Origin of the sequence: Streptomyces sp. NPDC050264, from assembly GCF_040655895.1 — a bacterium.
In the GTDB taxonomy this organism is placed as follows: domain Bacteria; phylum Actinomycetota; class Actinomycetes; order Streptomycetales; family Streptomycetaceae; genus Streptomyces.
In genome coordinates, this window is sequence record NZ_JBFAKV010000022.1 from 47,211 (window position 1) to 68,125 (window position 20,915).

A 20,915-nucleotide genomic window follows, 5' to 3' on the forward strand; every position below is an offset into this window, starting at 1 on the left:
ACCGCTCGGCGGAAATGGGCAGGGTGTGCGGGTGTCGGGATTGTCGCGCGTGTACACGGCTCTCCGGGCGCGCAACGCCGGGGAGGGGTGCCGCCGATCCCGTAGGCTCGGCGGATGGCCCGGTACTTCGACGTGCACCCCGAGAACCCGCAAGCGCGCATCATCGGCGCGGTCGCCGACAGCATCCGCGACAGTGCGCTGATCGCCTATCCCACGGACTCCTGCTACGCGCTCGGCTGCCGCCTCGGCAACCGCGACGGCGTCGAGCGGATCCGCGCGATCCGGCATCTCGACGACAAGCATCACTTCACCCTGGTATGCCAGGATTTCTCGCAGCTGGGCAGATTCGTACACATCGACAACGATGTGTTCCGCGCCATCAAGGCGGCCACGCCCGGCAGCTATACGTTCATCCTGCCCGCGACGCGGGAGGTGCCGCGCCAGCTGCAGCACCCGAAGAAGAAGACGGTCGGCGTCCGCATCCCCGACCACGTCGTCACCCAGGCGCTGCTGGCCGAACTCGGTGAGCCGCTGCTCTCCAGCACCCTGCTGCTGCCCGGCGAGGACGAGCCGCTCACCCAGGGCTGGGAGATCAAGGAGCGGCTCGACCACGTGGTGGACGCCGTGCTCGACTCCGGCGACTGCGGCACCGAGCCGACCACCGTCATCGACTTCTCCGACGGCGAGGCCGAGATCGTGCGGCGCGGAGCGGGGGACCCCGACCGCTTCGAGTGACCAAGGGCCTGTCTTCAAACACCCCTCGTCGCCCGGAGGGCGTCGCCGGGCAAAGACCGCCCTAGTTCTCGCCGGCGCCCGCGAGGGTGCCCAGGAAGCGGATGTGGGGGCGGTCGCCGGGGCCGGGCCGGGTGATCTCGGCGCGGACGCCGTAGACGTCGGCGATGAGGTCCTCGGTGAGGACTGCGCCCGGCTCGCCCGCCGCCACGACCCGGCCGCGGCGCAGGACCACGACCTGGTCGCAGTACGTGGCGGCCAGGTTCAGGTCGTGCAGGGCGACCACGCAGGTCAGCTCCAGGCCCGAGATCAGGTCGAGGAGGTCCAGCTGGTGCTGGATGTCCAAGTGGTTCGTGGGCTCGTCGAGCAGCAGCTCGCGCGGTTCCTGGGCCAGGGCGCGGGCGATCTGCACCCGCTGGCGCTCGCCGCCCGACAGGGTGTGCCACAGGCGCTGCGCCCGGCTCGTGAGGCCGCTGCGCTCCAGGGCGGCACGGACCGCCTCCTCGTCCGCGGCGGAGGCCGGCGCCCAGGCCCTGCGGTGCGGAATGCGGCCCAGCCGGACGATGTCGGCGACCGTCAACTCGACCTGGGTATCGGCCTGCTGATGGACGAGCGCGATGCGCCGGGCGGCCACCTTGCGCGGCACCGCGGAGAGCGGATCCCCGTCCAGCGTGACGATCCCCGCCGCCGGGGCGAGCACTCCGGCCAGCAGGCGCAGCAGCGTCGACTTGCCCGAGCCGTTCGGGCCGAGCACCCCGGTGACGGTGCCCGCCCGCGGCGTCAGACCCACCCCGTCGAGGACGAGCGCGCCCCCGGGCGACCAGGACACCCGGTCCGCGCGCAGGCCCCCGCTCACCGGGCGGCCCGGCCGCGGTACAGGACGAGCACGAACGCGGGCACGCCGATCAGCGACGTCACCACGCCCACCGGAACCTCCTGCGGTTCGAGGACCGTACGGGCCAGGGTGTCGACCCACACCAGGAACACCGCGCCGGCCAGCGCCGTGACCGGGAGCAGCCGGGCGTGCCCGGGGCCCACCAGGGCGCGCGCCGCGTGCGGCAGCACGAGCCCGACGAAGCCGATCGCCCCGGCCGCGCTGACCAGTGCCGCCGTCAGCAGGGCCGTCACGCACAGCAGCACAAGACGGGTCCGGGCCACGTGCACGCCGAGCGCGGCCGCCGCCTCCTGGCCGAAGGCGAACGCGTCCAGGGCCCGGCCGTACCCGAGGCACACCGCGAGCGCCACCACGAGCACCGCGAGACACAGCCACAGCTCGCTCCAGCCGACCCCGCCGAGCGAGCCGAGCAGCCAGAACAGGACGCCGCGCGTCGTCTCCGCGTCGGCCGCCGTCAGCACCACGAACGACGTCAGCGAGGAGAACAGCTGCATCGCGGCGACCCCGCACAGCACCACCCGGTCCGTCGTGCCGCCCAGCGTGTGGCTGAGCAGCAGCACGAGCGCGAACGAGCAGAGCGCTCCGAGGAACGCCCCGCCGGACACCGAGAGAGCGCCGCCGCCGAGGCCGAGGACCACCACGAGGACGGCTCCGGTCGACGCCCCGGAGGAGACGCCGAGCACGAACGGGTCCGCGAGGGGGTTGCGCAACAGCGCCTGCAGCACCGTGCCGCACACCGCGAGGCCCGCACCGCAGACCGCGGCGAGCAGGGTGCGGGGCAGCCGCAGATTCCAGACGATGCCGTCCCGGATCGGCGACAGGTCCGAGGTGCCCCAGCCGAGCCGGGCGCCGACCGCCGCCCACACGTCGCCGACGCCGATGTGCGCCGGACCGATGGTGATGGCCACGGCGACCGAGGCGCAGAGCGCGGCGACGGCCGCGGTCCAGTACAGCGCGGGCCGGACCGCTCTCACGCGTCCAGGCCGAACTCGCGCAGCGCGGCCGCCACCTTCTCCACACCGTCCACGGTGCGGATCGTCGGGTTCAGATCCTGGCCCTTCAGCAGCACGTACCGCTTCTCGCGGACGGCGGTCATCTCCTTGGTGACCGGGTCGGACTCCAAGAACTTGATCTTCTGCGCGGCGGACTCCGCTGACTGTGAGCGGCGGGTCAGATCGCCGATGACGAGGACGTCGGGGTCGCGGTCCGCGACGGTCTCCCAGTTGATCTGCGGCCACTCCTCGTGCGTGTCGTCGAAGACGTTGCGCACGCCGAGCTCCTTGGTGACGATGCCGGGCGCGCCGCAACAGCCCGCCATATAGGGCGAGTCGGAGTTGGCGAACCAGTACAGGACGCTCACGCCGTCGGCATCGACCCCCGAAGTGGCCTTGCTGACACGGGACGTGAGGTCGGCGACGAGCTTCTGTCCGCGCTCCTCCACGTCGAAGATCCGTGCCAGATCGCGTATCTCGCCGTAGACGGTGTCCATGGTCAGCGCGCTGCTGCGCACGCCGTCGCCGTCACCGCTGTTGTCCTTGCCCGCACAGTCGGTGGGGGAGAGGTAGGTGGGCACGCCGAGCTTCTCGAACTGCTCGCGCGGCGCCACCCCGCCCTTGCCGAGGGTGTACGTGAACGAGGCGGCGGCGAAGTCCGGCTCGGTGTCCAGGACCTTCTCGAACGACGGATAGCGGTCGGCGAGCCGCGGCACCTTCGCGTTCGCCTCCTCCAGCCCTTTCAGGACGGGATCGGTCCACGTCGCGGTCCCCACCATCCGGTCGGCGAGGCCGAGCGAGAGCATGATCTCCGCCGATCCCTGGTCCAGGGCGACGGCGCGACGCGGGGCGTGTGCGACCCGGACCTTCGTGCCGCAGTTGTCGAGGGTCACGGCGGAATCCGCGCCGCCCGAGCGGTCCGCGGTGCCGGAGCCCGCGCCGCCGCATGCCGTGAGCAGCAAGGCACCCGCCAACAGCGGTGCGAAACGGCGGATTTGACGTGCGAAAGGCACGGAACTTCCTCTGCGTCCAGGGCCCATACGCGGAGCCGGCCTACGGTTCACCCCCGGCCGCGTGCCGGTCACGGAGGCCGCCAGCAGGTCTTCGGACTCGGGATCGTCCGGACGGAGCGCCTTCCCGGACCGGTACACCGGTCCAGTGGCAGTGGCTCCGCCCGTCACCCTCACCGCTGCGCGTCAGCTCCGGATTTCCACCGGATTCCCTGACCCGTGCACGTACGATACGCACATGGGTACGACTGGCTTTCGGAAGGTATCACGGGCCTGACCAGCCATCGGACGGTGGTCCGGGCCCGTTCCGGGAGAGCGGTCGAGCGGCGGTAACCCGCTCGCCGTTCGTGACGCGGGCCCCTACCCTGCGTCGGATGATGACAGCCGACGATGTGCTGGTGGTCCTCGCCCTGCTGCGGCGGGCCGGAGCGGACGTGTGGATCGGGGGCGGCTGGGGCATCGACGCGCTGGTCGGCGCGGAGACCCGGGAGCATCGGGATCTCGACCTGATGCACCGCCACGAGCAGGAACCCGCCGTGCTCGCCGCCCTCGCCGGCGCCGGATTCGTCGAGACCCTGGACTGGCGTCCCGTCCGCTTCGTCGTCACGCACGCGGACGGCCGCGAACTCGACCTGCATCCTCTGCACTTCGCCGACGACGGCTCCGCCCGGCAGGCCTCCTTCGACCCGGAGCGGCCGTTCGGCTACCCCGCGCACGTCTTCGTCACCGGCACCGTCGCGGGAGAGCCTGTGCCGTGTCTCTCAGCCGAACAGCAGGTCCGCTTCCACCAGGGGTACGAGCCCGCGGACCACGACCGGCACGACATGGCACAGCTGCGCCGGGCCTTCGGGATCGCCACCCACTTCTGACCCGTGGGCGCGGCGGTCGGCGCCCGGCGTTGAGCGCGGCCACGGCGCCGACGGCGTCACCGATCGTGGTGTAGTCGACGGCGACGAACGTGACGGGCCTGCCGCGCTCCCGCTCGCACCTGCGTGCCCGGTCGAGCACGAAGCCGCGGGTGTTGACCGTGCCCGCGTCGAGCCGGCTGCCGCCGTTGTCGGTGATGAAGTGGTTCAGCAGGAACAGCCGCTTGTCGTCGCCGCCGCGGTGGGGCACGCAGCTCATCTCGTCCGGTGCGCGGAACGCGAACGGGGTCTCCATGCCGTACCGGTAGAAGTTGCGGTACCAGGGCGCCGGACCGTCGGCCTGCTCGGCGAGGACGACGAGGCGGCGGCCGCTGTCGACCATGTCGCCGAGGGTCGGCCAGGGTTTCGCCGGGTCGGCGTCGGGCGTGTGGATCAGATCGTCCAACCCGGCTTCGTGGCAGGCCTGTTGAGTGTCCTCGCCGGTGATCGCGTCCTGCACGATGAGGGTGATGACCTCGGTCGGGTGCGCGCGCATCCAGTCGCCCACCGCACGCAGGGCGGGCACCAGCGCGAGCGCGCCCGCCCGGCACACGGCGTGGCAGAGCCACAGCCCCTCGCGCGGCGGGTTGAACGTGTTGATCGCGCGGGTGATGAGCGCCTGCTGCGCGGTCGTGAAGTCGGAGTCGCGCAGGCGGCCGACGATCTCGTCCGGCCGCTCCCACCGGTAGGTGTCGAGCTGCAGGGCGCGGACGCCGTCGTTCAACTGGGCGGTGATGTCCGGATCCTGCAGCGGGCCGAGGAACCGGTCGACCGTCGTCGCCATGGCGTTGTGCGAGGTGAGGTAGGCGGCCTCGTCGTAGGGACGGTCGCAGAGCGCGCCGCGCCGCTCCATGGATCGCCGCGCGGCCGTCAGAAGGTCACGGGGTCGCGGACGATGGGGCAGGTCATGCAGTGGCCGCCGCCGCGGCCCCGGCCGAGTTCGGCACCGACGATGGTGACGACCTCGACGCCGGCCTTGCGCAGCAGCGTGTTGGTCTGCGTGTTGCGGTCGTAGGTGATGACGACACCCGGCTCCAGGGCGACCGCGTTGTTGCCGCTGTCCCACTGCTGACGCTCGGACGCGTACACGTCGCCGCCGGTCTCGATCACCCGCAGACCGGGCAGCCCGAGTCCCCTGGCGACGACGTCGACGAAGGGGGCCGAGCCCTCGTCGGTGATGTCGAGCCCCGGCGCCTTGTCGCTGGGGCGCAGCGAGAACGTGTGCACCGAGTCCATGATGCGCGGGTAGAGCGTCACGATGTCCCGGTCCGCGAACGTGAAGACGGTGTCCAGGTGCATCGCCGAGCGCAGCTTCGGCATCCCGGCGACGATGACGTGTTCGGCCGCGCCTTCCTTGAACAGGGCGGCGGCGACCTGCGTGATGGCCTGCCGCGAGGTGCGCTCGCTCATGCCCATCAGGACCACGCCGTTGCCTACGGGCATGATGTCGCCGCCCTCGAACGTGGCCTGGCCCCAGGCGAGTTCGGGGTCGCCCCACCACACGGTGGAGCCGACGAAATCCGGGTGGAAGCGGTAGATCGCCTTCATCAGCAGGGTCTCGTCGTGCCGCGCGGGCCAGTACAACGGGTTGAGTGTGAGGCCGCCGTACAGCCAGCAGGTGGTGTCGCGGGTGTAGAGGGTGTTGGGCAGCGGCGGCATCAAGTACTCGCGTACGCCGGTCGATTCGCGCGCCATCGACACATAGGCGGAGCGGTACGCGTCCGGCAGGTCGGTGGTGGCGAGACCGCCGATGAGGAACTCGGCGAGCTGCCGCGGCTCCAGCGTCTCCAGGAAGGCGCGGGTGTCGTCGATGAGCCCCGCCCCCACCTGATTGGCGACGATCTTGCGGTCCAGGAGCCACGACTTCGCCTCGGGGAGCGCCATCGTCCGCGCGAGCAGATCGTGCAGCTCGACCACGTCGATGCCGCGCTGCCGCAGCTTGTTGACGAAGTCGGCGTGGTCGCGCTGGGCGTTCTCCACCCACATGACGTCGTCGAAGAGCAGGTCGTCGGCGTTGGTCGGGGTGAGCCTGCGGTGGGCGAGCCCCGGCGCGCAGACGAGGACCTTGCGCAACCGGCCCACCTCGGAGTGGACGCCGTACGCGGCGGCGGGGGTGTCGTGGTCGGTCACGGTGTGCCTCCGAGGCGGGACGGGATGACGGGTTTCACAGGCTGATCCAGCCGGCGGCCAGGGCGACGACGCCGAGCACGGCGCCGACGACGGAGACGACCAGGATGACCAGCTCGCGCGGGGAGAACAGGCGTCTGCCCTGCTCCCTGCGGGCCATGACGAAGAGAATCGTGGCCGGGGCGTAGAAGACGAACGAGACCAGGACGAACTTGAGGCCGGCCGCGTACAGCATGAACGCCGTGTAGAGGGTGGCGATGACCGCGATCGTCAGCTCGCGCGTCGAGGTGCGCCCGCCCTCCGTGCGGCGGTCGGTCCTCGTCCCGATCTTCACGGCGAAGGCGGCCGCCAGCAGGTACGGGATCAGGGAGAGCGAGCTGGTGAGGTCGAGGGCGAAGTTGAACGCGTCGTCCGAGAACGCGGTGATGACCAGCACCACCTGCGTGAGCACGGTCGTCATGAGCAGCGCGGGGACCGGGACGTCCGCGGCGGTGGCGCGGCGCAGGAAGCGCGGCATGTCGTCGTCCTTGGCCGCCACGAACAGCACCTCGGCGGCCATCAGCGACCACGCAAGATAGGCGCCGAGGACGGAGACGATCAGGCCGACACTGATGAACACCTTGCCCCAGGTGCCGACGGACTCCTCGAGGACGCCCGCCATGGACGGCTGGCGCAGCTCGGCGATCTCGCCCATCGGCATGATCCCGTACGACACGATGACGACGGAGGCGAAGACGGCGAAGACGCTGAGGAAGCCGAGGATCGTGGCCCGGCCGACGTCCGAGCGCTTCTTGGCGTGCCGCGAGTAGACGCTCGCGCCCTCGACACCCAGGAAGACGAAGACGGTGGCGAGCATCGTGCCGCGGACCTGGCTGAAGAGGGACCCGGCGTAGTCCGCGCCGCCCCAGTTGTCCGCGAACACCGACGGGTCGAAGAAGACCAGGGCCAGCACGATGAAGACCAGGATCGGCACGATCTTCGCCACCGTCACGACCTTGTTGATCGCCGCGGCCTCCTTCACACCGCGCCGGATCATCAGGAAGAACGCCCACAGGCCGGCCGACGAGAGCACCACCGCGAGCGCGGTGTCGCCGTCGCCGAGAGCGGGCCAGATCGCACCCACCGTGGACATGATCAGGACCCAGTACGTCACGTTGCCGACGCAGGCGCTGGCCCAGTAGCCGAACGCCGAGAAGAAGCCCAGGTACTCACCGAACCCGGCCTTCGCGTACGCGTACACCCCCGCGTCCAGATCGGGGCGGCGCATCGCCAGGGACTGGAAGACGAAGGCGAGCATCAGCATGCCGGCGCCGGCGATCGCCCAGGCGATGAGCGCGCCCGCCACCCCGGTCTCCTCGGCGAACCGGCGGGGGAGCGAGAACACCCCGGCGCCGACCATGGAGCCGATGACCATCGTGGTCAGGGTGAAGAGCGGCAGCTTGGCGGCGGGAGGGCTCGCCGCGCTCGCCGCGCCCTCCTTGACGGATTGCTCCATGTTCGTCCCCCTCTGTACGGCGCGGGCGTGGGCATATGGGGATGCCGGGCACCAGTTTCATACTGCATGCTCAGGTATCGCACCTTTTGACAGCATTTTTTGACTGCGCTTTTTGTCTGCATCTGAAATGGCGGATACGCCCACATATGCGCAGCATGGAGACGTTGCGACAGAAGGGCACACAGGCATGCACTCCTCCTTGAACCCGGCGATCCTGCGGGACCTCCGCGCACCGCGGCCCTATCCCGCCGTGTCCCTGGCGATGCCGACCCACCGAAGGCAGCCGGACAACGCGCAGGACCCCGTCCGCCTCGGCAACCTCGTACAAGAGGCCGTGCGGCAACTCGAAGCGGACCCCGGCGTGACCAGGGAACGCCGGGACGACGTGGTCGCGGAGCTGGAGGCGGCGGTGGCCGACCTCGACCTCGCCCACGCCAGGGACGGCCTCGTCGTCTTCGCCGCACCCGGGGAGCACCAGGCCTGGGCCGTCGACCGGTCCGTGCCGGAGCGGGTCGTGGTCGCGGACACCTTCCTCACCCGCAACCTCGTCGCCGCCGACGCCGCGCAGCGCCCGTACTGGGTGCTGGCCGTGGCCGCCGACCGGATCACCCTCTGGGACGGCCGGGGCGAACGCGTCACGGAGGACACCGCCCACGGCTTCCCGCACAGCCGCAGCCTCGAACGGCCGGACTCCGAACGCAAGGAGCGCGTCGGGGACCTGCCCAGCACCTTCCACAGCGAAGATACGCGGCAGTTCTTCCGCGACGCCGACGCCGCACTGGCACACGTCCTCGCCGCCGCGCCCCGCACGCTCTACGTCACCGGGGACCCGGCCGCGCTCGCCCTGTTCACCGAGGCCGCGACCGCCACGCACGGCGCGGTCCAGGTCCCGTTCGGCGGGCTCACGCACGCGGCCCCGGACGCGGTCGCGCGAGCCGTGGCCCCGGCCCGCGCCGACGAGGCCGGACGAGCGGTCGCCGAGGCGCTCGCGGAACTCGACCGGGCGCGCGGCGGCAACACCTACGCGGCCGGCCCGGACGAGGTCTGGCAGAAGGCCTCGGACGGCCGCATCCACCGGCTCGTCGTGGAGGAGAACTACCGCATCACCGTACGGGCCGGTGAAGGGCACCTCGAACCGGCCGCGGACGACGACATGGACGCGGTCCACGACATCGTCGACGAGATCGTCGAGTCCGCACTGGAGACCGGCGCGCACGTCGTCTTCGTCCCCGACGGGACCCTGGCAGACGCCGGGCACGTGGCCGCCGTGCTGCGTTTTTGACAGCCGTCAGCCGTCAGCCGTCAGCCGTCAGCCGTCAGCCATCGGCCGGCAAAGTCAGCTCTCAGCCCTCAGTAGTCAGAAGGGAATCCACTCATGAGTGCAGCCAAGGCGCCCGGACGTCCCCGCCGCCGTCGCGGGCCGGCCGTTCTCGCCGTGTGCGCGGCCGCGGGCGTGCTGACGCTCGCGGGGTGCGGCAGCGACAGTGACACCGGAGCCGGCCCGAGCGCCCCGGCGACCGCCCCGAAGTCGTCGAACTTCTCCGGTGAACCGCCGTCCTCGATGGCTTCCGGCGCCGCGTCGAAGAAGGCGGAGGTCAAGAAGTCGGCCTCGGCGGCCGCCGAGTCGGCGTCCGAGCGGGCCCACGACTTCGAGGCGTCGGTCGCCGCCGATGTGGAGCGCAACCGGCAGGAGTTCACGAAGCAGCTGGACGCCGTCGACGGCCAGGGCAACGCCATGAAGGACGTCTCCCTGACCGGCAAGCCGCTGTCGGAGACCGACAACGTGCGCGCTCTCGTCGTGAACATCACCAACAAAACCGACAAGACCGCCTCCTTCGCGGTGCGGGTCGACTTCAGCGACTCCGACGGCAAGGTCGTCGAGACCAAGGTCGTCGGCGCGAAGGACCTGAAGGCCGGGGACCGCGCCCAGCCGCTGGCCATCAGCAGCAAGCCGCCCCAGCCGCACCTCACCGCGAAGATCGCCAAGGCCCAGCGGTACTGAGCGGTACTGGTCGAACGGGGTACGGGCCCCGTCGCCTATCTTGTGATCCATGCAGTCCTACACAATCGGCCAGGCGGCGCGGCTGCTCGGAGTGAGCCCGGACACCGCGCGACGCTGGGCGGACGCGGGCCGGGTCGTCACACATCGCGACGAAGGCGGACGACGGCTCATCGAGGGCAAGGACCTGGCCGCGTTCTCCGTGGAGCTGGCCAAGAGCGCCGGCGGCGAGGAGGACATCTCCTACACGTCCGTCCGCAACGCGTTCCCCGGCATCGTCACCGCCGTCAAACTCGGCGACGTCGCCGCGCAGGTGGAGATCCAGGCCGGGCCGCACCGGCTGGTGTCGCTGCTGACCCGCGAGGCCGTGGAGGAACTCGGTCTCGAGGTCGGGATGGAGGCCACCGCCCGGGTGAAGTCGACAAACGTGCATATCGACCGAGCTTGACAGCGGCAGTGACGGCTCCGCGTCCGCGCCGGGGCAGCCGTTGACCGGGCAGGAGTGCGCGCCCGCCCCGGCGAGCGCGCCTCCGTCGACGATCAGGTACTCCTCGCGCAACGGCTTGCCCGCCGGCCGGCATTCCAGGATCTCCCGGGTGCCGGCCGCGTACCTGGCCTGCGCGGACAGCGACGAGCCCGAGATGGGCGGGGTCATGCCGTGGCGCGGCATCGAGCGCCAGGGGTGGTCGGGCGGCGCCGGCTGCGGGTACCAGACGTCACCGGCGTACCCCGCGAGGCGGCCGCCGCGCAGGGCCCGGTCGATGGCGTCCGGGTCGGCGATGCGGGCCCGCGCGGTGTTCACGGTCAGGGGGCCGGGCGCGCCGGTCAAAACGAATCCTGTTATGCCCGTATGGGCGGCGGCTATCAGGTCAGGTAGGCGCGCGGGAACGCGTCGAGCTCCTCCTGGACGCCGGCCTCCCGCGCCACCGTGAGCGGCGCGCCGGCGAGGACCGAAGGCGGGTCGTCCGGTCCGGTGACCACACCCACCCGCGGGCCGTGCGCGGGTCCGTGCAGCGGCACCACCCGCATGCCGTCGGGCACGCCGAACATGTGCAGCCAGGCATGGGAGACGACGCGGGACCAGCGGCCCGACGGGAGGTGCGCGTACAGTCCGGCGACGCTGTCCGACTCGATGGCCGGCGCGGCGGTCGCCGTGATGTTCCACAGCGTCGGCGAGTCCACGGCCGTCTACCGGGCCCCGCACAAGAGGGTCGACGCGTACGCGGTCTATACGCACACGGTCCCGGCGGGTGCCTTCCGCGGGTACGGACGCGGGCAGGTGATGTTCGCCCTGGAATCCGCACTCGACGAACTCGCCCGTCAACTGGGCCTGCACCCCATGGAGTTCAAGGCCCGCAACATCATCGGACCCGGCGAATCCATGATCACCCCGGGCGGTGAGGAAGAGGCCCTGCACATCGCCAGCTACGGTCTCGACCAGTGCGTGGACATCGTGCGCCGCGCCGCGACCGAACCGGCCGCCGCGGACGTGCCCGAGGGCTGGCTCGTCGGGGACGGCGCCGCCCTGGCGATGATCGCGACCGGCCCGCCCGGCGGCCACCTCGCCGACGCGCGCACCGCCCTCGGTCCCGACGGAACGTACGAACTCGGCGTCGGAACCGCCGAGTTCGGCAACGGCACCACCACCGTCCACCGGCAGATCGCGGCCGGCGAACTCGCCACCACCGTCGACCGGATCGCGATCCGCCAATCCGACACCGACGTCGTCCGCCACGACACCGGGGCCTTCGCCTCGACCGGCGTGGTCGTCGCGGGCAGGGCCACCCTGCGCGCCGCCCGCGCGCTCGCGGACCTGCTGCTCGACTTCGCCGCCGTCCGCCTGCGCGTGGCGCGCGCCGACTGCCGGCTCGGCGAGGAGGCGGTCCTGCACCCTGGTGGACGGCTGCTCCTCAAGGAGCTGTACGCCGCCGGGCAGGCCGTCGGCGTCACGTTCACCGCCGACGGGCACTTCGGCGGGACCCCGCGCTCGGTCGCCTTCAACGCCCAGTGGTTCCGCCTCGCCGTCGACCCCGGCACCGGCGAGATCCGCATCCTGCGCAGCGTCCACGCGGCCGACGCGGGCCAGGTCATGAACCCGACGCAGTGCCGCGGCCAGGTCGAGGGCGGCGTGGCGCAGGCGCTGGGCGCCACCTTCTTCGAGAACGTCCGCGTCGACGAGCGCGGCGCCGTGGAAACCGCCTCCTTCCGCCGCTACCGCCTCCCGCAGTTCGCCGACGTACCGCGCACGAGGTCCACTTCATGCCGACGCGGGACGCCATCGGCCCGCTCGGCGCCAAGCCGATGAGCGAGAGCCCCTTCAACCCTGTCGCGCCCGCCTTCGCCAACGCCCTGCGCGCCGCGACCGCCATCCGCTTCACCGAACTGCCGCACACCCGCGACCGCGTGTGGCTCGCCCTGCACACCGCTCGGACCGCTCAGGCCCAGGAGGCGTAACCGCCGTCCACCCGGATCGCGTTGATCCCGCTGATGTGCCGGGCCCCGCACCGGTCCTGCGGCAGTACGAGCTGCGGACCCGCGCGGTCCAGCGGAACGTCGTCGAGGGTCAGCCCGAGCAGTACGGGCGCCCCGGCGAAGTCGGGGTCCATCTCGGCCCACGACAGCACCGCGTGATGGCCGTCGGCGCCCCGCACCGCGACGAGGAAGCGCAGCCGGTCCTTGCGGCGTACCGGGTCGAAGCCGGGGCCCGCCGCCGTCAGCACGTCGTGCAGGAGCGGGCCGGCGAAGCGGTGGTGCTGGACGCCGCTCGTCGCACACTCGAAGTCGACCTCCGCGTGGTGCTGCGGCCATTCCCGCAGCTCGGCCACGGTCAGCCGGGCCGGGCGCGCGAGATCACCGCCCAGCGAGAGCTGTGCCACGGGGTCGGCCGTTTCGGTCACGGGGCCGGTCAGGGACTGGCTCATGGGCCACCACCTCCCGCAGGACCGTACCCAGCAGCTCCTGCCGTACAAACGCACATGCGTACATCCAAGCCGAAAGATCCCAGCTCATGCGATGTGACAGAAGACGTACCCCTCGCAGATGCGGCAGTATGATCCACGCAACCTGTCGACTGCCGCACAAGTCGAATGCTCAGGAACAATGCTCAGGAACCAAGGGAGTGGACCCCGTGATAACCCGTTCCGCGCGCCGGACCCGCCGGATGCTGTCCGTGGCCGGCCTCGGCACCGCCGCGCTGCTGACCCTGAGCGCCTGCGGCTCGTCCGATTCCGACTCCGGCTCGTCCTCCGACTCCTCGGCGCCCGCCTCGGCCGACAAGAAGCTGTCCGGCACGGTGACCGTGTTCGCCGCGGCCTCGCTGAAGGAGAGCTTCACGACGCTGGGCGAGCAGTTCGAGAAGGAGCACCCCGGCACCAAGGTCACCTTCAACTTCGGTGGCAGTGACACGCTCGCGGCCGGCATCACCGGCGGCGCCCCCGCCGACGTGTTCGCCGCCGCGAGCCCCAAGACGATGAAGACCGTCACCGACGCGGGCGACGCGTCGGACCCGGCCACCTTCGTCCGCAACCAGCTGGAGATCGCGACCCTGCCGGGCAATCCCGACAAGGTCGCCTCCCTCAAGGACCTCACCAAGTCCGACCTGAAGGTCGTGCTGTGCGACAAGACCGTGCCGTGCGGCGCCGCCGCGCAGAAGGCACTGGACGCCAGCAAGCTCAAGCTCACCCCGGTCTCCTACGAGCAGGACGTCAAGAGCGCCCTGACCAAGGTCGAGCTGAAGGAGGCCGACGCGGCTGTCGTCTACAAGACCGATGTGAACGCCGCGGGTGACAAGGTGGAGGGCGTGGACTTCCCCGAATCGGCCGACGCCATCAACGACTACCCCATCGCCCAGCTCAAGGACGCGCCCAACGCCGCCGGGGCGAAGGCGTTCATCGAGCTCGTGAAGTCCGCCGACGGCCAGAAGGCGCTGACCGGGGCCGGGTTCCTCAAGCCGTGACACAGCTGGACAAGCGCGCCGCCGCGGCCGACACCCTTCAGGGTGGGCCGCGGCGGCGTCGTACCCGCGGCCGCGGGGCGCCGCTGCCCCTGCTGCTGCCCGCGCTCGTGGGCCTGGCGTTCCTCGTGGTGCCGCTGCTCGCCCTGCTCGTCCGCGCCCCCTGGCGGGACCTGCCGTCCCAGCTGACCAGTACCGAGGTGTGGCAGGCACTCCAACTGTCCCTCGTGTGCGCGACCTTGGCGACACTGGTGAGCCTGGTGCTCGGGGTGCCGCTGGCCTGGCTGCTCGCCCGCACGGAGTTCCGCGGCCGCGGTCTCGTACGCGCCCTGGTGACCCTGCCGCTCGTGCTGCCTCCGGTGGTCGGCGGTGTGGCGCTGCTGACGGCGCTCGGCCGCAACGGGATCGTCGGCATGTACCTGGACCAGTGGTTCGGCCTCACGCTGCCGTTCACCACGACCGGCGTGGTCATCGCCGAGGCGTTCGTCGCCATGCCGTTCCTCGTCATCAGCGTCGAAGGCACCCTGCGCGCCGCCGACCCGCGCTACGAGGAGGCCGCCATGACGCTCGGCGCCTCCCGCTTCACCGCGTTCCGCCGGGTGACGCTGCCGCTGATCGCGCCCGGCATCGCCGCCGGCTCGGTCCTCGCGTGGGCGCGTGCGCTCGGCGAGTTCGGCGCGACCATCACCTTCGCCGGCAACTTCCCCGGCCGCACCCAGACCATGCCGCTCGCCGTCTACCTCGCCATGCAGAGCGACCCGGCCGCGGCGATCGCCCTCAGTCTGGTCCTGCTCGCCGTGTCCATCACGGTCCTCGCGGGCCTGCGCGACCGCTGGATGACCGCCTCATGACCGAGTCCACGACCGGCCGCGGCCCGGACGGCGCGGGCCTGGACGCCCGCCTTGTCGTCGACCGCGGCTCCTTCCGCCTCGATGTCACGCTCGCCGCCGCCCCCGGCGACGTCGTCGCCCTGCTCGGCCCGAACGGCGCGGGCAAGACCACCGCCCTGCGCGCCCTCGCGGGCCTCACCCCGCTCGACGACGGCCATCTGCGGCTCGACGGGGCCGAACTGGACGGCACCCCGCCCGAGTCCCGGCCCGTCGGCGTCGTCTTCCAGGACTACCTGCTCTTCCCGCACCTGAGCGCCCTGGACAACGTCGCCTTCGGCCCGCGCTGCCAGGGCAGGTCCAAGGCCGAGGCCCGCGCCGAGGCCACCGCCTGGCTCGACCGGATGGGCCTGGCCGCCCACGCGGGAGCCAGGCCGCGCCGCCTCTCCGGCGGCCAGGCGCAGCGCGTCGCCCTCGCCCGCGCCCTGGCCACCCGCCCGCGCCTGCTCCTCCTCGACGAACCCCTCGCCGCGCTCGACGCCCGTACCCGTCTCGACGTACGGGCCCAACTCCGGCGCCACCTGGCCGAGTTCGAGGCGGTGGCCGTGCTGGTCACGCACGACCCGCTGGACGCCATGGTGCTGGCCGACACCCTGGTCGTCGTCGAGAACGGGCACATCGTCCAGCAGGGTGCCCCCACCGAGATCGCCCGGCGCCCCCGCACCGACTACATCGCCCAGCTCGTCGGCCTCAACCTCTACCGGGGCCGCGCCGACGGCCACACCGTCCACGTCGACGACGACGGCCCCGCGATCACCACCACCGAGGACCTGACCGGTCCCGTCTTCGTCGCCTTCCCGCCGAGCGCGGTGACCCTGCACGGGGAACGGCCCAGCGGCTCCAGCGCCCGCAACCTCTGGCGCTGCGAGGTGAGCGGCATGGAGACCCACGGCGACCAGATCCGCGCGGCCCTCACCGGCGAACTCCCGCTCGCCGCCGACCTCACGACGGTGGCCGCGGCCGAACTCGACCTGCACCCCGGCGCGACGGTGTGGGCGACGGTCAAGGCGGCGCAGACCCACGCCTACCCCGCCTGAGCCGGGATCGCCGAGATCTGCCAGGCGCTCCCGAGTGGGCGCCTGGCATCTGCGACGGCCTGCCCCTGAGAGGACGTTCGTGTCGTCTATATGATGCTTTGAAATATTTCCGCTGTGCCGGGATTGGCCGCATACAGGCAGAACAGACGGTTTGCGGCCGCAGCTTCGGCAGGTGTGACCCTGCGTTTCACCCCGGTTCCAACCGATAGCTCCTGTCCGGTTCGAAGAACCTACTGAAAGCGGCTTTTGCCTCGCTCGATCGAGCGATATGCCCGGGCGTGGGTCTCGTGCATGAGTATCCCCATGCCCTCTTCGCAGCCGCGCCTGCGTACTTGAGCGATCTCTCCGATACCCGCTGGGCGTTGATGGAGCCGACCTTGTCGGCCTGGCGGGCCGAGCGCCAGAAGACCTCGCTCAACCTCGGCGGCAAGGTCACTGACCTGCGGGAAGTCATGAACGCGATCCTCTTCCTCAACCGGACCGGCGTCCCATGGCGCTACCTTCCGCACGACTTCCCGCCACACACCACGGTGTTCGGCTACTTCAGTGCCTGGACCGCCGACGGCACCATCGAGAAACTCGGCGTCCACCTGCACCGGATGGTCCGTGAGCAGGCAGGACGTACCGCCGAGCCCAGCGCTTGCGTGATCGATGCGCAGAGCGTCAAGACCGCGACCAGCGATCCCACCGACACCCAGGGCACGAACGCCGGCAAGAAGATCGTGGGCCGCAAGCGCAGCATCGTCGTCGACACTCCCGGCCTATTACTGCTGGTCATCGTGACCGCCGCCAGCGTCTCCGACAACGAGGCCGGCAAGCAGCTCCTCACTCAACTCGCCGCCGAACACCCCACGGTCACCAAGGCATGGGTCGACACCGGCTACAAGACCAAGGCCATCGAACACGGCGCCGCCCTCGGCATCGACGTCGACGTGGTCCCACCAAACGAGCAGGTCAAAGGCTTCTCCGTGATCCCCAGGCGCTGGGTCGTCGAGCGAAGTTTCGGATGGATCATGATGCATCGACGCCTCGCCCGTGACTACGAGACCAAACCCGCGCACTCCGAGAGCATGATCCGCATCGCGATGATCTCCAACCTCGCGAAACGAGCGACCGGCGAAACACCCATAACCTGGCACAACCCATGAACTACCCGGTTTTCAACCGGAACGTCCTCTCAGTACAGCTGGATGCGGGTGAGCACGATGTGCGGCTCGGCGGCGTCGGCGATGACGTATTCGGCGATGCCGAGGTCGCCGTTCTTTCCGAGCGGGAGGCGGCGCTGTTGCGGGTAGCGTGGCGAGGCGGTACTGCCGGGCACCATGCCGCGGGTCTCGTTGATGGCGACGGTAGCCGCGACGATCGCGCCGAAGACGTCACCAGGCAGCGATGTCTCCATCATCAGGCGGGTGACGTCGTCGGAGACGAGACACGGCCAGCCTTCCGGTTCTTCGCCGGTGGCTCACTCAACGGGCAGTCCGGCGGCCCGGCGGCGGGCCAGCACGTCCTCGACGCTCGTCAGCGGCAGACGTCCGGCGAGCGCGTCCTGGGTGCATTGTTCCGCGCCCGGATCGGTGTCGAGCATCGCCTCGCACCACCAGCGGCGCAGCACGCTTTCGGCGTTTTCTGGGGCGGCGGCCAGGAGCTCGCGGTAGAAGTCCATACGGCGCTCGCCGGTGAGCGCGGCCGCGATGCCCTCCGCGTTGCGGGGGAGCGGCTGCGGCTCGTGCGGGTGGACCGGCTGTGCGCTCATCGTGGTGCCTTCCTTCGTCCGTGGCCCCACGTCTGGCGTTCGTTCCCTCCGCGTCGACCTCCAGGCACTCCGGGGCCTCAGCTTGCCCTACCGTTCTAGCGCAGGCCCGTGCCGGTCATTCGTAGGATCGGTGAGCCCGAGGACTTCGGGTATGGCTGTCAGCTTGACGCCGCTCGATGGCTGAAATGACTTGGCCGCCCGGAGCCGGTGACGGTCACAACCGCTCATGGGGATAAGCGACTTGATTGCTGTGTAGGACAACGTCGGCAAGACCGTCCGCGGGGTCGCAGAACGAACAACTGGCGGAGGCGGCCATGTTCACGATCTGGGCCGGGATCGACATCGGCAAGGAGCATCACCACTGCGTGGCACTCGACGCCCGCGGTGAACGGAGTAATTGTCAAGAGTTGTGGGTCAGCAGCGGCTCACCATGATTTGCGGCTCAGGTGCACGAGACCTTGGATGTAGCCCCAGGCGTGTGTGCAGGGTGGGCTCTGGGGCCGGGGTGTTGGTGAGCAAGAGGACCCGGACCGCCGGGTGTTCCGGGGTGTAGAGGTCGTCCTGGCCGTCATCGCCGGGGATGGCGTTCGGCTGGATCTCGATGCGTCCGTAGGTGTCTTGAGCATTGCTCGTCCCCGCACGGAGTGGTGCGCTGGCGGAAACGGGTGGTCCCCGCCAGCGGTAGGGCTGACGGGAATCCGTACGGGCAGGTCGTTCGCGTACTACGGAATGGCGACGAAGAACGCCCGGTCGACGTGCCGGCCGTTGGTGTCGTAGGCGACGACACGCAGGGTCTGTGGGTCGTCGCCGCAGCCGGGTGCCGGTTTCGTCTGCACGCGGAGGGCGCCGCCCCGCGCCGTGGTGCTGTCGAGGTCGCGGAAGGTGGCGTCGGGGATGGAGCTCTGCACGTCGATCCACGGCATGGCGACGTGGACGCAGTAGTCGCCGGGGCCGGCCCTGGTCACCCTGTCGACGTTCTTCGTTCTGAGCAGTCACAGCGTCATCCACCGGACGGATGCAGGGCCCGACGCGCCGCGAGTCGCACTGACACAGATCGTCAACCGATTGATTCTCACGGGTCTGGTCGCTGTCCCGGTCCTGCGTAGGGTTTCAAGAAGACGGCAGTGCGGCATCTGCGCACTCGATCCACTGCAGCGCCGAGTGTTCAGGCGCACCCACGAGAGAAGGAAACACACCCCTTATGCGCGCCCTTGTGGTCGATCACAGTGAGGCCGGACCCGTCCGGTTCGCCGATGTCGATGAGCCCGTACCGTCCACCGGCGAGGCGTTGGTGGAGATACGGCACATCGGTCTCAACTTCGGAGAGCTGAATTACGTGGACCAGTGGCCAGCCGGCGCTGTACACGGTCACGACGCGGCCGGCGTCGTGGTGCGCGCCGCATCCGACGGCTCGGGGCCGCCCGAAGGTACACGCGTCGCAGTGGGAATGGCTCCCCATGCGTGGGCGGAGCGGGTGGCAGTCAGCCCCGCCTCGCTCGGCACCGTCCCCGAGGGCGTGGACCTGGCCGACGCCGCCGCGCTGGGGATCGCCGGAGTCACCCCATTCCGGGTGCTGCGCAAGCGTTCCCTGCTGGCGCGCAACGTTCTGATCACCGGCGCCAGCGGGGGCGTGGGGCACTTCGCCGTCCAGCTGGCGGCGCTGGCGGGCGCCCGGGTGACGGCACTCGTCGGTTCGCCGGAGCGGGCCGTCGGACTCCGTGAACTCGGCGCCGACAAGGTCCTGACCGACTTGGCCGAGACGGGGGACCGGTTCGACCTCGTCCTGGACACGGTCGGCGGACCACTGGTGGCCCAGGCCTGGAGTTCCCTCGCGGAGGGCGGCACCATCCACCTGGTCGGTTACTCCTCGGGGCAGGAAACCACGTTCCCGTCAGGGACCTTGTTCGGCTTCGGCCAACCCCGCAGCATCGCCACCTACGGCGACATGACGCCGACCCGTGGGGAGCTGACGGACCTGCTGGGCCTCATGGCCGCCGGGAGGCTCTCGGCACCGGTCGGACTGCGAGGCCACTGGCAGGACGTGGACGACGCCGTCCAGGCGCTGTTCGCGCGGAAGGTGCACGGAAAGGCCGTTCTTGACGTGGCCTGACGCTGTGGACGAGGACACATGCGCCTCGCCCGCCGGTGGGCGGTTCGCCGTGGTGGACGAGAATGGACCCATGGATGTGCTGGCGGAGGTCTTGCGTGTTTCGGGTGCGCGTGGCGCGCTCGGGGTCATGTTGAAGGCCGGAGGAACCTGGGGCCTGCGGCTGGACTCCTCTCCAGGAGCGGCATTGCACGTGGTGTCCCGCGGCACCATGTGGCTCCACGTCCCAGGCGAGAAACCTCTTCAGGTGCAGGCCGGGGACGCCGTCCTGGTGTCGCCGGGCACCACGCACGGGATAGCCGGCGGCGCCAGCGTGACGATGGGTTCCTGCGACCGTGAGGCGGCGGCCCGCTCTTTTGGCGATGGCCGAGCCCTGCGTCTGGGCTCGGCGCCGGTGCAGACGGAAGTGATCGTGCTGCACTACGAGCAGGACCCGGAGGTGCGCACACCGGTGCTTACCTCCCTCGCTCGGCCGATGCACGTCACAGCCCGGGAGAACGCGCAGCTCAGAAGGACCGTCGAACTTCTCGCTGCGGAGCTCGCACAGCCGCAGATCGGCACCACCGCCGCCATCAACAGCATCGTCGACCTTCTGCTCGTCCAGTTCGTACGCGCCTGGCTGGCCCGCCACCCGCAGGAACAGCCCGGCTCATGGCTGGGAGCGATGCGTGATCCGGTCGTGCGCGACGCTCTGGCATATGTCCACGCCCAACCGGAACACCCCTGGACCACGGAGACCCTGGCCGCCGCGACGAGCGTCTCCCGGGCGACGCTGTCCAGGCGCTTCCGGTCCGCCCTCGGACAGACGCCCGGCGCATACGTGACGCAGTGGCGCATCGACCTGGCGTCCGTCCGGCTCCGCGATACCGATGAGCCGGTCGAGTCGATCTCCGGCGCGGTCGGATACGGCTCTCCGCACGCTTTCAGCCGTGCCTTCAGACGTGCCCGAGGCACGGCCCCGGGCGAGTACCGTTCTCGACTTCGCAAGTGACCCGGCCCCGGGTGGCTATGTGTGTGAGTAGCG

The 20,915-nt window shown here is 70.7% G+C and carries 21 protein-coding genes, 3 pseudogenes and 1 riboswitch; of the genes and pseudogenes, 12 read left to right on the top strand and 12 right to left on the bottom strand.

The features are described from left to right. Positions 1 to 114 precede the first annotated feature (114 nt). Positions 115 to 735, top strand: a complete 621-nt coding sequence (locus AB0J02_RS31835) for an L-threonylcarbamoyladenylate synthase (protein WP_363197287.1) — start codon at positions 115 to 117, stop codon at positions 733 to 735. A 61-nt stretch (positions 736 to 796) separates the two neighbouring features. Here AB0J02_RS31835 and AB0J02_RS31840 read toward each other — a convergent pair whose 3' ends face one another. From AB0J02_RS31840 to AB0J02_RS31850, 3 genes are read right to left on the bottom strand one after another with little or no spacing between them, the layout of a single operon-like run. Then, positions 797 to 1,588 carry an ABC transporter ATP-binding protein gene (locus AB0J02_RS31840; RefSeq protein WP_363197288.1) on the bottom strand — a complete coding sequence of 264 codons (792 nt, stop codon included), beginning with the start codon at positions 1,586 to 1,588 and terminating at the stop codon, positions 797 to 799. After that, on the bottom strand, positions 1,585 to 2,601 hold the full coding sequence (locus AB0J02_RS31845) for an iron chelate uptake ABC transporter family permease subunit (protein WP_363197289.1): 1,017 nt from the start codon (positions 2,599 to 2,601) through the stop codon (positions 1,585 to 1,587). Before AB0J02_RS31845 ends, AB0J02_RS31840 begins: the two co-directional genes overlap by 4 nt. Then, on the bottom strand, positions 2,598 to 3,632 hold the full coding sequence (locus AB0J02_RS31850; RefSeq protein WP_363197290.1) for an ABC transporter substrate-binding protein: 1,035 nt from the start codon (positions 3,630 to 3,632) through the stop codon (positions 2,598 to 2,600). Before AB0J02_RS31850 ends, AB0J02_RS31845 begins: the two co-directional genes overlap by 4 nt. 64 nt (positions 3,633 to 3,696) lie before the next feature. Further along, positions 3,697 to 3,897: riboswitch (cobalamin riboswitch) on the bottom strand. A gap of 106 nt (positions 3,898 to 4,003) precedes the next feature. Between AB0J02_RS31850 and AB0J02_RS31855 the strand changes: the two genes are divergently transcribed. After that, entirely contained in the window at positions 4,004 to 4,498 is a 495-nt protein-coding gene (locus tag AB0J02_RS31855) for an amino acid transporter (RefSeq protein ID WP_363197291.1), read from the top strand. A 19-nt stretch (positions 4,499 to 4,517) separates the two neighbouring features. Here the strand turns inward: AB0J02_RS31855 and AB0J02_RS31860 are convergent. The 3 genes and pseudogenes from AB0J02_RS31860 to AB0J02_RS31870 all read right to left on the bottom strand — a co-directional run. Then, positions 4,518 to 5,369 (bottom strand): annotated as a pseudogene (locus AB0J02_RS31860) (hypothetical protein); the annotation flags it as partial. Between the two features lie 35 nt (positions 5,370 to 5,404). Continuing rightward, a complete protein-coding gene (locus AB0J02_RS31865; RefSeq protein ID WP_363197292.1) occupies positions 5,405 to 6,664 on the bottom strand; it encodes an arginine deiminase in 1,260 nt (419 codons plus the stop codon). Between the two features lie 34 nt (positions 6,665 to 6,698). Then, positions 6,699 to 8,156 carry a basic amino acid/polyamine antiporter gene (locus tag AB0J02_RS31870; protein ID WP_363197293.1) on the bottom strand — a complete coding sequence of 486 codons (1,458 nt, stop codon included), beginning with the start codon at positions 8,154 to 8,156 and terminating at the stop codon, positions 6,699 to 6,701. 187 nt (positions 8,157 to 8,343) lie between these two features. Between AB0J02_RS31870 and AB0J02_RS31875 the strand changes: the two genes are divergently transcribed. From AB0J02_RS31875 to AB0J02_RS31885, 3 genes are all read left to right on the top strand, one after another. Then, positions 8,344 to 9,438, top strand: coding sequence for a chemotaxis protein (locus AB0J02_RS31875; protein ID WP_363197294.1), 1,095 nt, complete (start codon positions 8,344 to 8,346; stop codon positions 9,436 to 9,438). Between the two features lie 93 nt (positions 9,439 to 9,531). Next, entirely contained in the window at positions 9,532 to 10,158 is a 627-nt protein-coding gene (locus AB0J02_RS31880) for a hypothetical protein (RefSeq protein WP_363197295.1), read from the top strand. A gap of 49 nt (positions 10,159 to 10,207) precedes the next feature. Beyond that, positions 10,208 to 10,603: a helix-turn-helix transcriptional regulator gene (locus AB0J02_RS31885; RefSeq protein ID WP_363197296.1), complete on the top strand. Its 396-nt coding sequence runs from the start codon at positions 10,208 to 10,210 to the stop codon at positions 10,601 to 10,603. A gap of 51 nt (positions 10,604 to 10,654) precedes the next feature. Here the strand turns inward: AB0J02_RS31885 and AB0J02_RS31890 are convergent. Beyond that, positions 10,655 to 10,957: pseudogene (locus tag AB0J02_RS31890) on the bottom strand (NAD(P)-dependent oxidoreductase); the annotation flags it as partial. Positions 10,958 to 11,019: 62 nt separating this feature from the next. Next, positions 11,020 to 11,337 (bottom strand): hypothetical protein, encoded by a 318-nt coding sequence (locus AB0J02_RS31895; RefSeq protein WP_363197297.1) that lies wholly within the window; start codon positions 11,335 to 11,337, stop codon positions 11,020 to 11,022. On the opposite strand from AB0J02_RS31895, the pseudogene AB0J02_RS31900 reads away from it, so the two are divergent. Continuing rightward, positions 11,306 to 12,609, top strand: a pseudogene (locus AB0J02_RS31900) (molybdopterin cofactor-binding domain-containing protein); the annotation flags it as partial. The gene AB0J02_RS31895 and the pseudogene AB0J02_RS31900 overlap by 32 nt on opposite strands. Here AB0J02_RS31900 and AB0J02_RS31905 read toward each other — a convergent pair. Next, entirely contained in the window at positions 12,591 to 13,076 is a 486-nt protein-coding gene (locus AB0J02_RS31905; protein WP_363197298.1) for a molybdopterin-dependent oxidoreductase, read from the bottom strand. The pseudogene AB0J02_RS31900 and the gene AB0J02_RS31905 sit on opposite strands and share 19 nt — an antisense overlap. A 209-nt stretch (positions 13,077 to 13,285) precedes the next feature. Here AB0J02_RS31905 and modA point away from each other — a divergent pair, with 209 nt between their 5' ends. The 4 genes from modA (at position 13,286) to AB0J02_RS31925 (ending at position 17,179) form a co-directional block, all read left to right on the top strand. Continuing rightward, positions 13,286 to 14,110 (top strand): molybdate ABC transporter substrate-binding protein, encoded by an 825-nt coding sequence (gene modA, locus AB0J02_RS31910; RefSeq protein ID WP_363197402.1) that lies wholly within the window; start codon positions 13,286 to 13,288, stop codon positions 14,108 to 14,110. Next, complete coding sequence (gene modB, locus AB0J02_RS31915) at positions 14,107 to 14,958, top strand: molybdate ABC transporter permease subunit (protein ID WP_363197299.1); 852 nt, start codon at positions 14,107 to 14,109, stop codon at positions 14,956 to 14,958. Before modA ends, modB begins: the two co-directional genes overlap by 4 nt. After that, positions 14,955 to 16,031 (top strand): ABC transporter ATP-binding protein, encoded by a 1,077-nt coding sequence (locus tag AB0J02_RS31920; RefSeq protein WP_363197300.1) that lies wholly within the window; start codon positions 14,955 to 14,957, stop codon positions 16,029 to 16,031. Before modB ends, AB0J02_RS31920 begins: the two co-directional genes overlap by 4 nt. Positions 16,032 to 16,396: 365 nt before the next feature. Then, positions 16,397 to 17,179 (top strand): IS5 family transposase, encoded by a 783-nt coding sequence (locus AB0J02_RS31925; protein ID WP_363197403.1) that lies wholly within the window; start codon positions 16,397 to 16,399, stop codon positions 17,177 to 17,179. Positions 17,180 to 17,208: 29 nt separating this feature from the next. Here the strand turns inward: AB0J02_RS31925 and AB0J02_RS31930 are convergent, their stop codons facing one another. The 3 genes from AB0J02_RS31930 to AB0J02_RS31940 all read right to left on the bottom strand — a co-directional run bounded on the left by AB0J02_RS31930 (position 17,209) and on the right by AB0J02_RS31940 (position 18,749). Beyond that, positions 17,209 to 17,430, bottom strand: a complete 222-nt coding sequence (locus tag AB0J02_RS31930) for a hypothetical protein (protein ID WP_363197301.1) — start codon at positions 17,428 to 17,430, stop codon at positions 17,209 to 17,211. Between the two features lie 63 nt (positions 17,431 to 17,493). Next, a complete protein-coding gene (locus AB0J02_RS31935; RefSeq protein WP_363197302.1) occupies positions 17,494 to 17,784 on the bottom strand; it encodes a hypothetical protein in 291 nt (96 codons plus the stop codon). Positions 17,785 to 18,506: 722 nt separating this feature from the next. Further along, positions 18,507 to 18,749, bottom strand: coding sequence for a hypothetical protein (locus AB0J02_RS31940; protein ID WP_363197303.1), 243 nt, complete (start codon positions 18,747 to 18,749; stop codon positions 18,507 to 18,509). Between the two features lie 236 nt (positions 18,750 to 18,985). On the opposite strand from AB0J02_RS31940, the gene AB0J02_RS31945 reads away from it, so the two are divergent. Continuing rightward, complete coding sequence (locus AB0J02_RS31945) at positions 18,986 to 19,894, top strand: zinc-binding dehydrogenase (protein WP_363197304.1); 909 nt, start codon at positions 18,986 to 18,988, stop codon at positions 19,892 to 19,894. A gap of 70 nt (positions 19,895 to 19,964) precedes the next feature. After that, positions 19,965 to 20,882: an AraC family transcriptional regulator gene (locus AB0J02_RS31950; protein WP_363197305.1), complete on the top strand. Its 918-nt coding sequence runs from the start codon at positions 19,965 to 19,967 to the stop codon at positions 20,880 to 20,882. Positions 20,883 to 20,915: the final 33 nt, after the last annotated feature.